Origin of the sequence: Prauserella cavernicola (genome assembly GCF_016595675.1) — a bacterium.
Classification (GTDB): domain Bacteria; phylum Actinomycetota; class Actinomycetes; order Mycobacteriales; family Pseudonocardiaceae; genus Prauserella_A; species Prauserella_A cavernicola.
Genome location: NZ_JAENJH010000002.1, coordinates 924,211 through 936,682, shown reverse-complemented (window position 1 = coordinate 936,682; position 12,472 = coordinate 924,211). Strand labels below are relative to the sequence as shown.

The window sequence follows — 12,472 nt, the reverse complement described above, 5'->3', positions numbered from 1 at the left end:
GCTCAGCGGGTCGCTCGCAGGGTCCTCGCGATCCCGTTGGCCGCCGTGCGCAGGGCGCCAGCCACCTGCGCGGTGTTCATGCGCGCGGTGGGCGCGGTGACGGACAACGCACCGATGGGAACCCCGTCGACGTCGGGCACGGGCACGGCGGTGCTCGCATAGCCGAGCCGCGTCTCCTCCCACTCGGTGGCGACGCCGCGGTCGCGGATCTTCTCGAGCTGTCCGCGCAGCACCGCGGGCGCGGTGATGGTGTGCCTGGTCAGCGGGCGCAGTCCGCGCGAGACGACCTGGGTGAACAGCTCGTCGGGGGCGTGGGCGAGCAGCATCTTGCCGGTCGCCGTGCAGTACATCGGCAACCTGCCCGCCACCCTGGACTGCTCGCTCAGGCCCCGGTGCACCACGATCTTCTCCAGGTACAGCACCTCGGTTCCGTGCCGGATCGCGAAGTGCACGGTCTCCCGCGTCGCGAGTAGCAGATCCTCCATGTAGGGCAGCGCGGCGTCACGCACGATCCGCTGCCTCGGCACGCGGTGGCCGATCTCGAACAGCTTGAGCCCGAGCCGGTAGCCGGTGCCCGCGCGTTCGAGCAGGCCCCACGTGAGCAGCTCTTGCGCCAGACGGTGCACGCTGGCCTTGGCGACGCCGGTGCGGCGCACCAGGTCGGTCAGCGACAGCGACTCATCGTCGACAGTGAAGGCCTCGATGATCAGCTGCGCCTTGCCGAGTACCGAGTTCATCGTGGTGGTGGGACCCGGCGACGGAACGACACTCATGTCAGGAACCTCGCGATCACTCGCACGACTTCTCCGGCGTGCTCCTCCATCAACGGAACCATGCCGCCCTCGACGATCACCACCTCTGCGGCGTTAAAGCGCGATGACAACGCTCCGAGCTGGGGAAACGTGTGCGGATCCGCCGAGGCGCCCAGGCACAGGACGGGCGCGCGGACCTCGCCCGCGCGCTCCTCCATGCGGTAGCGGCCCACGGCGTGGTGCCCGGCCTCGACGTCGTCACCCAGCGTCAGCGCGTCGCGCACGAACCGCGTGAGCAGGTCGAGTCTGCGCTCCGGGTAGAAGCCCTGCCTGCGCTGCCACAGGGTCCGCAGGTGCGAGCCGTCCTCGCTCACAGGCACGTGGTCGATCGGCGGCCGGTCCACGCGGGCCTCCCGCGAGGCCGCGTCGACCCAGGGCGTGGACGAGAGCACGAGCCGGTCGACGCGCTCGGGCGCCGAGGCCGCCACCTCGATCGCCACCACGCCACCGGTGTGGTGCCCGACGAGCGAGACCTTCTCCAGCCCGAGCGCGTCGAGGAGCTCCAGCACAGCCGCGGCGTAGTGCTCGATGCCGTGCTCGGCCGGCGGGGCCGAGTTGCCGAAGCCCGCCGTGTCCATGGCGATGGCGCGGTGCGTGGCGCCGAGCAGCGGCAATACCTCGCGGTACTCGTCCCACGAGCGCGGCGTCTGGTGCAGCAGCACCACGGGCTCACCCGAGCCGCACTCGGCGTAGTGCAGCTGGCCCAGTGAGGTGTCGGCGTAGCCGAAGCGGATCCTTCTCACGAGACCTCGGCGAGGAACTTCAGGCTCAGCGGGTTGTAGCGCTCGGCCTGCTCGTGCTGCGGCCAGTGCCCGCACTCGGGGAAGATCTCGAGCTGCGCGCCGGAAATCGCGTCGGCGATCGCGTGTGCCTCGGGCACGTCGCCGAACGGGTTCTTGTTGCCCCACACCACGAGCGTCGGCGCGGCGATCTTCGCCATCCGGTCGGGGCGCAGGAGGTTGCGCTCGCGCGTCTCGGTCTCCTGCAGTGCCAAGAGATTGTGCAGGTTCCGCTGGAACTCGGGGCGGTGGTAGATGTCGTAGCGAACCTCGGTGAGCTCGTCGCCCAGCGCCTCGTCCCACTCAGCCCACAGCAGCCGCAGCCGCTTGCGCGTGAGCTCCACGTCGTCCTCCAGCGACGCTGCGGTGGTGGAGGTCTTGAGCCGCTGCATCACCTCGGGGTTGACCTTGGTTCCGCCCATGCACAGCAGCTGTAGCGACGCGACGCGCTCGGGGTGTTCGCTGGCCGTCCACGCGGCGACCCAGCCACCGAGCGACTCGCCGACCAGGTGCGCCTTCTCCGCACCGACGGCGTCGAGGTAGGCGAGCAGGTGCTCGACGTAGGCCGGGATCTCGCCTGGCTTGTCGGGCTTGTCGGTGTAGCCGTGGCCGAGCATGTCGATGGCGTGGCAGCGGTAGCGCTGGGCGTGCGGCTCGATGTTGCGCACGAAGGCCTCGAGGTGACCGGTGGTGCCGTGCAGGAACACCACGTGCTCCCCGTCCTCCGGCCCCGCCTGCAGTGACCGGGTGCGGATGCCGCCCGCGTCCACATAGGCCTGCCGGAAGTCCACATCGGCCAGTTCGGTCCAGATACTCACGCGTCACTCCTCGTTGCCGGGTCCAGAACGGCGACCCCCATGCCGGTCAGCCACTCGGGGATCACCTCGTACGACAGTCGCCTCGCGGGCACGTTGTCCAGCGCGGCCGCCATGGCGAGCCACGTGCGGATCTCCTGCGCGCCGTTGCCAGCGACCTCCTCGAGCTGTTCCGTGCTGTAGCGGGTGAGGCTCCGGGACTCGCCCTTCTCCAGCAGGGTCAGGAACTCGTCGTCGAACTCGGGGTTGATCGCGGCGGAGGCGGCGCGGATGATCTCGCGGCGGCGCGCGTCGTAGTCCTGCCAGTTGTCGCGGCCGTCGAGCCACGCGCGCACCATGAACTCCTCGTCCTCGCCCTGCGGGTCGCGCCAGTCGGGCCACGGCAGCCGGTGCGACAGCCCGCCCGAGGCGATCACGGCCACCCTGCGGTCGCCCTCGAAGCCGAGCACGGCCTCGCGCACGGCGGCACCGAGATCGGCGCAGCGCGCGAGCGCGGGCAGCGGGTGAGCGAAGACGTTCACCACGATCGGCACGATCTCCACGTCCAGCCCGTCGAGCAGGTACTGGATGGCGTGCGACTGCCCGTGGTCGATCTGCAGGCGCGCCGAGAACGCGGCGTCGAAGCGCCCGCCCTCCACGAGCGAGTTCGCGAGGTGCCTCGACAGCGGCACGTCAACGGGCTGCGGGCCCTTGGGAGTGCCGGACTCGCCACTGGCCACGCACTCGCCGACACCGATGGTGAAGCTCGGGATCAGGTCGAGCCAGAAGCCGCGGAAGTGGTTGGAGCCGATGATCACCACCGTGTCGGGTGCGGCGGCGGCAAGCTCGTCGCGCGCCTCGGCGAGCGCGTCGCGGAAGCGCTGCGCCTCCTCCTTGTGCACCGTCTGCTCCCAATGGGTGTTCATGAGCGTGCAGTGCGACGCACCCACCCCGAGCACGATCTCCGTCATAGCCCCACCTCGCTTCGCGGTCTCGTCGTCGTGTCCACGGCCACCCGCACCAGCAGGCGGGTCAGCCGCACCATCTCCCGCACGTCCACGGTGTTCATGCCGAGCGAGAAGTCGTCGGCGGCGTGGGCGACCTTGGGCATGCCGACGCGCACGGTCGGGATACCGCGGCCCCGCAGGATGTTGGCGTCGGTCGCGCCGCTGTTGCCGCGGATCACCTCGTGCGGGCGGCCTTCGGTCTCCTCCCACGCGGCGATGGCACTGCGCGCGACCCACGAGTCCGGCGGCGTGTGCGTGCCGGGGATCGCGAGCACCAGTTCCATACCAATGTCCGGAATGGACAGTTCCTCGCCGATCCTGGCGAGTTCCGCTGCCAGTTCCCGTTTCGCGGCCAGCGGCGAGAAACCAGGTGGCAGGCGCAGATCCGCGCGCAGCCTGCACGCGGCGGGCGTGGTAGCCGCCATGCGCCGCCAGCCGCCCTCGATCGAGGCGATCACGCCCTGCGGGCTCACGGTGCCGCCGGTATGCCGTTCGGCGAAGCCGGCGAACCACCGCTCCAGCCGCACGGCGACCTCACCGGCGCGCGCGATCGCGTTGGCGTAGGGCAGGCGGTGCCGCGAACCGACGTAGGTGTGGGTACCGCCCACCTCGATGTCGAACCACGCGAGCCCCACCTCCTCCCACGACACGGTCCAGCCGGGTTTGGCGATCACGGCGAAGTCGGTCCAGCCGCCCTGCTCCAGCAGGAACGAACAGCCCGCGCCCTGCCCGGTGTTGCGCCGCGTGCTCGCGGGCAGCGCGTTGGTGGGCATGCCGCCCGCGCCGAACGCGGCCACCAGGTCGCCGGACAGCGGCACGCCCGCGCGGGCGATCGCCTCTGCCGCCATCGCCACGCACGCGACGTGGCCCTTGGGGTTCGACGCGCCGAGCCCGGTGACGAAGTCGCCGTCGTGCGCCGCCTCCGCACGCATGTCGGGCCGCAGCTCCGGCCCGATCCACGGCACGTCCTGCTCGGCGTCGCCGGTGGTGAGCGTGTCGATCGGCGCGTACAGCATCAGGTCCGCCCCGGTGCCGTCACCGCGCAGCCGGCCGAGCGCGTTGGCCTGGTGCTCGTCGAGCGGCTGCGCCTCGGCCGCAACCCCGGCATCGGTCAGCGTGCGCGCGAGGTGCCCGGCCAGCGGTGCCTCGAACCCGGTGGGACTCGGCACGTCGACGATACCGGTGATGAGCTCGCGCAGCCGTTCGGCCGTGACGTGCGCGCACGCCTCGGCGATCCAGCGTTGTCGATCACTCACTGGTTGATCCGGTGCACCTGGGTGTTGCTGCGACGGGCGAGCGCGCGCCACGCGAACCGCCCGGCGACCACGGCGGTGCCTGTCACGATCAGGGACAGCACGACCTTCACGACGGATCTCCCTCCAGCTCGGCGAGCCTGCGCTTGGTGGTGGACTCGGCGAGGTTGCGCCACGACGTGAGCGAGACGTCGGGGCGGTAGAGCTTCTCGGGCGGGGCGTCGGTGATGTCGACCATCCACGCGTCCTGGCCGGAGAACTGGCCGTGGAACAGCCACCGGATCGCGCCGAGGTACTTGGCGTAGAAGCGCGCGGTCTCCGCGCCCTTCAGGAAGTTGACCATCACGCCCACGTAGCGGTGGTTGTTCTCGTCCACCGGCACGTAGAACTCGTAGTGGATGAACTTCGGGTACACGATCCGCAGCACGCCGGGCATCGACAGCGACGCGAAGCCGGGAAAGCGCTGCGCCTGGATCACCGGGTCGATCTTCTTCGGCGTGCCGGTGTTGCCGACGTTGAACGTGCCCCTGGGCGGGCGCATCTTCCACCAGCGTTTGCCCGTCCAGTGCCCGACGCCGGGGAAGTCGGCCTCCCAGTGCACCTCGTCCTGCACGCGGTAGATCCAGCGTCCGCCCGGCACCACGCGCGTGGTGTTCCAGACCGGCATGGGCTTGAACAGCCGCCACAGCGACGTGCGGTGCAGGTACTTGGCGTGGCCTTCGTCGAAGCCGTTCTCGCAGGCGAAGCGCCAGTTGCCCGACCTAGGGTCGATCCGCCCGCCCAGCACGAACGCGTTGTCGACGAGCTCCTCCGGCAGCTGTTCGTCGATCGGCGGCGCCTGCTCGTCGGCGATCGGCAGGTACACCCAGACCATGCCGAGGCGCTCGGCGACGGCGTAGGTCGCCACCCCGACCTTGCCGCGGATGGGCGAGTCGGGGCCGTCGGTGATGACGGCGCAGAGCTTGCCGTCGGTCAGGTCGAACGTCCAGCCGTGGTAGGGACAGCTCACGGTGCCGGGGAACTGCTGGTTGCCCTCCGAGAGCGGAACTCCCCGGTGCGGGCAGCGGTTGTGCAGCGCGTAGGCGGTGCCGTTGTCGCGGATCAGCGTGATCCTGTCGCCGCCGAGAGTGAACGGCTGGGGTTTGCCCGTGATGTGGTTCGACCACGTCACCGGGTACCAGTAGCCGCGAAAACCCTTGGCCGCGCCGTCGTAGTGCGGCCACGACGACCAGTCCTGACGCCCGGGCAGCTTCGGCGCCCTGCGGGTGCGGACCCCGCCCTCTTCGAGCCGTCGTGCCATCGCGTGTCCTCCCGAACGAGCCGGTGTCGCAGCATCATGGGGGCGCACCACCCGCCGTGCCTACGCGCTCGGTTCGCTGAGCAGACCCCGGTCGTTGAAGCACCGGGCCCGGCGGCGGCACGATCGGCGACCATGACGACCACGGAGCCGTTCGAGAGCCACTTCGCCGAGGCCGACGGGGTGACCTACCACTACCTCGAGGCGGGCGAGGGCGAACGAGCCGCGGTGTTCCTGCACGGCGGTGGCCCCGGCTGCACGGGCTGGTCGGACTTCGGACCCGTCGCGCCACTGTTCGCCGCCGACCGCCGGTGCCTGCTCGTCGACATCGCGCAGTACGGCCGCTCCGAGAAGTGCGTGATCACCGGGCCGATGTGGGACTTCCACGCCGCCAAGACGGTGGCACTGCTGGACACCCTCGGCATCGAGCGCGCCGACTTCGTGTGCAACTCGTGGGGCGGCACGATCGCGCTGAACCTGGCCGCGAAGTACCCGGAGCGCGTGCGTTCGCTGGTGGTCACCGGCAGCATGCCCGTCTTCCACGGCCCGCTCGCCCCACTGCCGGAGGGCTCCCGCCGAGGCCGCAACGCGCGCGACGCCTACTACGGCGGCACGGGCCCGTCGTGGGACAAGATGCGCGAGCTGATGGCGCGCCTTGAGTGGTACGACCCGGACGCGATCCCGGCGCTCACGGTCACCATGCGCCACGAGCAGAGCCTCGATCCCGAGGAGATGGCGCTCGCGGCGGCCTCCGACAACCCGCGCGGCGACTGGCAGGACCTCTCGGCCGAGCTCGGCCGCATCCAGGCGCCGGTGCTGTTCGCGTGGGGCATGTACGACGCGTTCCTCACGCCCGACTACCCGCTGATGCTGGCGCGCATGGTGCCGCGCGGCCAGCTCTACGTGCTGGACCGCGCCGGCCATCACCTGCAGGAGGAACGGCCCGCGGAGTACTACTCGGTGGTGACCGGTTTCCTGGACGCGCAGCACTGAGTTCTGTGGTTCGCTGGGATCCGGACCTTCGACTACTCGCGAGGAGAACCCGGATGCCCGCATCGGTCGATCCCGATCGCACGGAATGGGACGTCATCGTCCTCGGCGGCGCCGCCGCCGGAGAGAACGCCGCGCAGTACGCGACGCAGTTCTCCGGGCTGAGCGCCGTGCTCGTGGAGGCCGCCCTGCTCGGCGGTGAGTGCTCGTACTGGGCGTGCATGCCGAGCAAGGGCCTGCTGCGCCCGGTGGAGCTGATCGACGACGCGGCGCACCTGCCCGGCACGGCGAAAGCAGCCGCGCACGGGCTCGACGTCGACGCGGTGCTGGCCAGGCGCGACACGATCGTCAAGAACCTGGACGACACCTCGCAGGTCGACTGGGCGGTGGGCGCGGGAATCGACGTGGTGCGCGGCTACGGGCGGCTCACCGGCGAGCGGCAGATCACCGTGACCGGCCAGGACGGTGGCACGCGGGTGCTCACCGCGCGGCACGCGGTGGTGATCGACACCGGTTCCTCGGCCACCGTCCCCGGCACGCCCGGCCTGCGCGAGGCGCTGCCGTGGACCTCGCACGACGTCACGAACCTGCACGAGGTGCCGCGCCGGGTCGTGCTCGTCGGAGGCGGGGTCGTCGCGTGCGAGGCGGCGACGTGGCTGCGCGGACTCGGTGTCGAGGAGCTGACCCTGGTCAACCGCGGCGACCGCCTCCTGGCCCGCCAGGAACCGTTCGCGGGCGAGCTGGTGGCCGACAAGCTGCGGGCCGACGGCGTGCATCTCTACTCGAACGCCTCGGTGACGTCGGTGCAGCGACCGGACGCCCGCGACACCGGCACCGGCAGGACGCACGGCGGTGAGGTGCGCGTGACGCTCGACGACGGCACGGTGCTCACCGCCGACGAAGTCGTGGTGGCCACGGGCCGCACGCCCAACTCCGGCGACATCGGACTCGACGCCGTCGGCCTCCGCGCGGGCGGCTACGTCGATGTCGACGACCAACAGCAGGTGCGCGGAGTCGAGGGCGACTGGCTCTACGCGATCGGCGACGTCTGCGGCAAGGCACTGCTCACCCACATGGGCAAATATCAGGCGCGGATCGTGGGCGAGGTGATCGCCGCGCGCGCCGCGGGGAAGGCCCCGGAGCCCGGACTCAGCACCGCGGCAGGGCACTCCGCCGTGCCCCAGGTGACGTTCACCAACCCGGAGGTCGGCTCGGCCGGACTCACCGAGCAACAGGCCCGCGAGGCAGGGCTCGACGTGGAGACCGTGGAGTTCGACATGGCGGCCCTGGCGGGCACCTACGTGCAACGGGACGACTACGTGGGCCGCGCGAAGCTCGTGCTCGACCGCTCCGACGACACCATCGTCGGCGCCACGTTCGTCGGTCCCGGCATCGCCGAAATGGTGCACGCGGCCACCATCGCGATCGTCGGCAAGGTGCCGCTCGCGACGTTGTGGCACGCGGTGCCGAGTTACCCGACGGTGAGCGAAACCTGGCTGCGGCTGCACGAAACACTCAACGCGCAGCGGCGCGGAGCAACGGCCTGACGGTGGTACAACCCACCGCATGAGACGAAGACCCCGCTTCACCATCCTCTGTGGATCGCTCGTGGCGCTGCTCATCGGCAGCGCCACGACTGCGTTCGCGGGCGAGAAGTTCGTGACCCACGACGACCTCACCCAGCGCGAACTCACCAACTGGACCCACCGCCACCAGGACGAGGGCTACCGCCTGGTGCGCGTCGACAGCGACCGGACGCCCGAGGGCACCCGCTACAGCGCGACCTTCCGCAAGCACGGCGACCGCCCGGACTGGCCGCTTCGCGCCGCTGTCGACGCCCGCATCTCCCACGAGCTGGCCAGCACCGGCGTGCCGGGCATCGCCGTGGCCGTCATCCAGGGCGGCACCCTGCGCTACCTGCGGGGGTTCGGCCACGCCGACGTCGACGACGACGTGTGGATGGACGGCACGATCGTGGGCCCGTACAACTCGGTGAGCAAGGCCATCGCCGGCGCGCTCACCTTCGACGTCGCGGAGGCGGACGGGCTCGACCTCGACGCCAGCACCAGGACCTACCTGCCCGAACTGCCCGCCCAGCACACGCACACGGTGGGCCAGCTGCTCGACCTGCGCGGCTGCGTCGGCCACTACGAGCAGATCCCGGCCGCCACGTTCGACGAAGGCCCGTACGCGAGCGCGCGCCAGGCCGTGGCCGAGTTCGCGCACGCGCCATTGGTGTGCGAGCCGGGACGGCACTGGTACTACAGCACCCACAGCTACGCGATCCTCGGCGCCGTGCTGGAGTCGCGTCTCGGCGAACCGATCGGCGCCATCGTCGACAAGTGGATCACGCGCGGCTACCGGCTCCCGAGCGTGCGCCCCATCGACCTCGCCGACACCTCCGTGCGCAGGATGACCCTGTACTCGGGCAGCAACACCGAACTGCGGCCGTCCGACTCGACGTACAAGGTGCTCGGCGGCGGGCTGGAGGGCTCGGTGCTGGACATGGCGCGGTTCGGCCAGCGGGTGATCGGCAGCGACGTCCTCGGCAGGGCGTCGCTCGAGCGGATGCTGACGCCGCCGGACGCGCTCAGCCCGTACGCCTACGGCTGGGCGACCGGCACCGAGCGGGGACACCGCTTCGCCGACAAGGACGGCTCGTGGCCGGGCAGCCGCACGTACCTGCGGATCTACCCGGACGACGGGCTGGTGGTGGCCGTGCTGACCAACCGCGAGCGCGGCGCGCACAGCGCGGTGCGGCTTGGCGGCGACATCGGCGCGCTCGTGCTCGGCGACTGAGCGGGCCTCAGCGAACGTCAGCGGACGAGGCGGCTGGTGAAGCCCGCGCTCACCAGCCGCTCGCACGCCCGCGAGACGTCGTCGGGCACGTGCTGCGCGATGGCGAAGCCGCGCCTGGCGTACTCGGTGATGCGCTGGGTGTCGCCGACCAGCATGTCGATCACGCGGTCGGCGTCGCCGATGCTCTCGATGTAGGCGTCGAGCGACAACGGCAGCGACGCGCACCGGAACTCGACGCCGGGCCAGCGCTTGCGGGCCGTCGCGTAGGCGCGCCGCTGTTGGTAGGGCTTGCAGACGAGCACCGCCGAGCGCACGGCGATGCCCCGCTCTGCGAGCAGGTCGCGGCTGAGGTCGATGTTGTCACCGGTGTTGCGAGCACTGGGCTCCACGAGGATCGCGTCGTCGGGAACGCCCAGTTCGAGTGCGTGCTCGCGGTAGTGCACCGCCTCGCCGCGAGGGAAGCGCTCGACCGTCGTCGGGGCGTTGGCGCCGGTGAAGACGAGCAGGGGGAAGACTCCGCGGTGGAACAGCTCGGCGGTGTGGGTCGCGACGCCGAGGTCGTGGCTGCCGAGACCGATCCCCACGTCCGCGCCGCGCAGCTCGTGACCGAGGTCGTGGTAGTGCCACAGCGTCAAGACGTCGGCTCTGAGCGAGTCGGGCAGCGTCCGGGTGGGGGCTGACATGGGTCCTCTTCGGGGTCTGGCCGGGTCGGCCCAGTGTTGCAGCCCCCGGTGATCGCGCACGTGGCAAGGCCTGGCCCGACTGCGGTGAAGGGCACCTTTACTGCGTTCAATGCAGTAAAGGTGCCCTTCACCGCGGTTGTTATTACTCAGGAAGCTTTAGTAAGCTGCCTGATAAAGTTCGTGAACCGTCCAAGGGAGGTTCCGATGTTCGTACTCGACGAGGGCGAAGGCCCCGCGCTGGTTTTGCTGCCCATCCTGGGCGGGACCCACCGCATGTACACGCCGCAGGTCGAGGTGCTCCAGCACGAGTTCCGTTGCCTCGCGGTCGACCTGCGCGGCTGCGGCCGTTCGCGCTCCCTGACCGGAGTCGAGGAGCACGACGTCCTGCGCACGCAGGCCCGCGACGTCGTGGCCGCGCTGGACGAACGGGGCATCGCCTCGGCGCACCTGGTGGGCGTCTCCTACGGCGGGGTTGTTGCACAGACGCTGATGCTGGAGCACCCCGAGCGCGTCGCGTCGGCGGTGCTCTGCGACAGCCTGTGCGACATGCGGCCCCGCAGCCTGTCCGAGCGGCTGCTGATGGCCTCGGCCGGGCTCCAGCCGCTGCTGTACCGGTTGCCCGCGCGCCGCCTGGCCGCGCTCGAACAACGGCTTTACCGGCGCTGGCCGGAGGCAGGGCAAGCGGTGGCAGACACACTGACGACCACCCGCCGGAGCGACCTCGTGAAGCAGCGCAGGGCCGTCAACGCGATCAGGCTGGAGGAGCGGCTGCACGACTGCGAGGTCCCGACGCTGTGTCTGGCGGGCGCCGCGATGGCCACCGGCGTGGCGATGATGCGCCGCATCGACGACGCACTGCCGCGCTCGGAGTTCGCGCTCATCGACGACGCCGTCGACCCGTCGAACCTCTGCAGCCCGGAGGCGTTCACCGACGCCGTCGCGGGCTGGGCCCGACGGCATCCGATCCGAGAGGGCGCGACGTGACGGACTCACTGCCGCAGCTGGTCAGCCGGCTGCTCGACCAGGTGCTCGCCGGACTGCACGAACACCTGGCCGGCCACGGTTTCCCCGACCTGCGACCCACTCACGTCGTCAACGTGCTGGCGCGCATCGACTGCGACGGCAGCAGACCGACGGCGCTGGCGAGCCGGGCCGGGATGACCACGCAGGCGATCAGCGAACTGGTGGCGTACCTGGAGCGGGCGGGCTACGTCCGGCGCGTGCCGGACCCGAAGGACGGCCGGGCGCGCGTGGTCGTCTTCGCCGACCGGGGCGAACAGGCGGCGAAGGTCGCGGCCGAGTACTTCGAGGAACTGGAACACCGGGGCGCCCGCGAGGTGGGAGCCGAGCGCTTCGCCGACGTCAAGGCGGCACTGGCCCAGCTCACCCGTGCGGATCGGCCGTGAGCAGACGGGCGTACTGGGACCGCCAGGCGGCCGACTACGACGCGCGCAGGGCAACGGCGGAGCGCCGGTACTTCGCCGAGAGCAGGCCGTGGGTCTGCGGCCGGGCCGTGGGTTCGACGCTGGAACTCGCCGTGGGCACGGGCCTGAACCTGCCGCACTACCCGGCGGAGGTGGAGCTGACGGGCATCGAGTGGAGCCCGTCGATGCTCGCCGAGGCGCTCCGCAGGGCCGAGTCGCTGGGCCGCCGGATCGACCTGCGCGTGGCCGACGCGACGGACCTGCCGTTCGCGCCGGACTCCTTCGACACCGTGGTGAGCACGTTCTCGCTGTGCTGCGTGAGCGACCATCGCCGCGCACTGGCCGAGGCGGCGCGCGTGCTGCGTCCCGGCGGCAGGCTGCTGCTGGCCGACCACGTAGCCGCGTCGTCGGTGCCGGTGCGCGTGCTCCAGCACCTGGTCGACGTGGTCAGCATCCCGGCGCAGGGCGAGCACTACACGCGCCGCCCGATCCGTAGGCTCGCGGCGCTGGGGCTCGACGTGGTGGAATCGCAGCGCACGACCTACGGCGCGATCGAACGGGTCCACGCAAGGAAGAACTGACCCCGGCGCGGTGCGACCTCGCGAGCCACACCGCGCCGGTTCCATTGTGGATA

General features: G+C 71.0%; 13 protein-coding genes. 6 read left to right on the top strand and 7 right to left on the bottom strand.

Annotated elements, in window-relative coordinates; genetic code table 11:
* Window positions 1-2: 2 nt before the first annotated feature.
* The 6 genes from JHE00_RS11195 to JHE00_RS11170 all read right to left on the bottom strand — a co-directional run bounded on the left by JHE00_RS11195 (window position 3) and on the right by JHE00_RS11170 (window position 5,945).
* Window positions 3-773, bottom strand: a complete 771-nt coding sequence (locus tag JHE00_RS11195; RefSeq protein WP_200317618.1) for an IclR family transcriptional regulator — start codon at window positions 771-773, stop codon at window positions 3-5.
* Window positions 770-1,555: an alpha/beta fold hydrolase gene (locus tag JHE00_RS11190; protein WP_200317617.1), complete on the bottom strand. Its 786-nt coding sequence runs from the start codon at window positions 1,553-1,555 to the stop codon at window positions 770-772. Before JHE00_RS11190 ends, JHE00_RS11195 begins: the two co-directional genes overlap by 4 nt.
* Window positions 1,552-2,409, bottom strand: coding sequence for an alpha/beta fold hydrolase (locus JHE00_RS11185; RefSeq protein ID WP_200317616.1), 858 nt, complete (start codon window positions 2,407-2,409; stop codon window positions 1,552-1,554). The genes JHE00_RS11190 and JHE00_RS11185 overlap by 4 nt, the downstream gene beginning before the upstream one ends.
* Window positions 2,406-3,356, bottom strand: coding sequence for a DODA-type extradiol aromatic ring-opening family dioxygenase (locus JHE00_RS11180; RefSeq protein ID WP_200317614.1), 951 nt, complete (start codon window positions 3,354-3,356; stop codon window positions 2,406-2,408). Before JHE00_RS11180 ends, JHE00_RS11185 begins: the two co-directional genes overlap by 4 nt.
* Window positions 3,353-4,648 (bottom strand): M20 family metallopeptidase, encoded by a 1,296-nt coding sequence (locus tag JHE00_RS11175; protein ID WP_200317612.1) that lies wholly within the window; start codon window positions 4,646-4,648, stop codon window positions 3,353-3,355. Before JHE00_RS11175 ends, JHE00_RS11180 begins: the two co-directional genes overlap by 4 nt.
* A gap of 106 nt (window positions 4,649-4,754) precedes the next feature.
* Window positions 4,755-5,945 (bottom strand): aromatic ring-hydroxylating oxygenase subunit alpha, encoded by a 1,191-nt coding sequence (locus JHE00_RS11170; RefSeq protein ID WP_200317610.1) that lies wholly within the window; start codon window positions 5,943-5,945, stop codon window positions 4,755-4,757.
* A gap of 132 nt (window positions 5,946-6,077) precedes the next feature.
* Here JHE00_RS11170 and JHE00_RS11165 point away from each other — a divergent pair, with 132 nt between their 5' ends.
* Genes JHE00_RS11165 through JHE00_RS11155 form a run of 3 tightly spaced genes read left to right on the top strand, consistent with a single transcriptional unit; the run spans window position 6,078 to window position 9,731 of the window.
* Window positions 6,078-6,935 (top strand): alpha/beta fold hydrolase, encoded by an 858-nt coding sequence (locus JHE00_RS11165; protein WP_200317603.1) that lies wholly within the window; start codon window positions 6,078-6,080, stop codon window positions 6,933-6,935.
* Window positions 6,936-6,988: 53 nt separating this feature from the next.
* A complete protein-coding gene (locus tag JHE00_RS11160; RefSeq protein WP_200317601.1) occupies window positions 6,989-8,479 on the top strand; it encodes a dihydrolipoyl dehydrogenase family protein in 1,491 nt (496 codons plus the stop codon).
* A 19-nt stretch (window positions 8,480-8,498) separates the two neighbouring features.
* Window positions 8,499-9,731 (top strand): serine hydrolase, encoded by a 1,233-nt coding sequence (locus tag JHE00_RS11155; RefSeq protein WP_200317599.1) that lies wholly within the window; start codon window positions 8,499-8,501, stop codon window positions 9,729-9,731.
* A gap of 17 nt (window positions 9,732-9,748) precedes the next feature.
* Here JHE00_RS11155 and JHE00_RS11150 read toward each other — a convergent pair whose 3' ends face one another.
* Complete coding sequence (locus JHE00_RS11150) at window positions 9,749-10,414, bottom strand: YdcF family protein (protein ID WP_200317597.1); 666 nt, start codon at window positions 10,412-10,414, stop codon at window positions 9,749-9,751.
* Window positions 10,415-10,618: 204 nt separating this feature from the next.
* Between JHE00_RS11150 and JHE00_RS11145 the strand changes: the two genes are divergently transcribed.
* The 3 genes from JHE00_RS11145 to JHE00_RS11135 are packed head-to-tail and all read left to right on the top strand — an operon-like array spanning window position 10,619 to window position 12,419.
* Window positions 10,619-11,398: an alpha/beta fold hydrolase gene (locus tag JHE00_RS11145; RefSeq protein WP_200317594.1), complete on the top strand. Its 780-nt coding sequence runs from the start codon at window positions 10,619-10,621 to the stop codon at window positions 11,396-11,398.
* Window positions 11,395-11,820, top strand: a complete 426-nt coding sequence (locus JHE00_RS35550; RefSeq protein ID WP_200317592.1) for a MarR family winged helix-turn-helix transcriptional regulator — start codon at window positions 11,395-11,397, stop codon at window positions 11,818-11,820. Before JHE00_RS11145 ends, JHE00_RS35550 begins: the two co-directional genes overlap by 4 nt.
* Window positions 11,817-12,419 carry a class I SAM-dependent methyltransferase gene (locus tag JHE00_RS11135; protein ID WP_200317590.1) on the top strand — a complete coding sequence of 201 codons (603 nt, stop codon included), beginning with the start codon at window positions 11,817-11,819 and terminating at the stop codon, window positions 12,417-12,419. The genes JHE00_RS35550 and JHE00_RS11135 overlap by 4 nt, the downstream gene beginning before the upstream one ends.
* Window positions 12,420-12,472: the final 53 nt, after the last annotated feature.

What these genes read in the sequence shown, in the direction of transcription:
- JHE00_RS11195 (WP_200317618.1), bottom strand. Translation starts at nt 773, where the DNA reads ATGAGTGTCGTTCCGTCGCCGGGTCCCACCACCACGATGAACTCGGTA.
- JHE00_RS11180 (WP_200317614.1), bottom strand. Translation starts at nt 3,356, where the DNA reads ATGACGGAGATCGTGCTCGGGGTGGGTGCGTCGCACTGCACGCTCATG.
- JHE00_RS11170 (WP_200317610.1), bottom strand. Translation starts at nt 5,945, where the DNA reads ATGGCACGACGGCTCGAAGAGGGCGGGGTCCGCACCCGCAGGGCGCCG.
- JHE00_RS11165 (WP_200317603.1), top strand. Translation starts at nt 6,078, where the DNA reads ATGACGACCACGGAGCCGTTCGAGAGCCACTTCGCCGAGGCCGACGGG.
- JHE00_RS11160 (WP_200317601.1), top strand. Translation starts at nt 6,989, where the DNA reads ATGCCCGCATCGGTCGATCCCGATCGCACGGAATGGGACGTCATCGTC.
- JHE00_RS11155 (WP_200317599.1), top strand. Translation starts at nt 8,499, where the DNA reads ATGAGACGAAGACCCCGCTTCACCATCCTCTGTGGATCGCTCGTGGCG.
- JHE00_RS11150 (WP_200317597.1), bottom strand. Translation starts at nt 10,414, where the DNA reads ATGTCAGCCCCCACCCGGACGCTGCCCGACTCGCTCAGAGCCGACGTC.
- JHE00_RS11145 (WP_200317594.1), top strand. Translation starts at nt 10,619, where the DNA reads ATGTTCGTACTCGACGAGGGCGAAGGCCCCGCGCTGGTTTTGCTGCCC.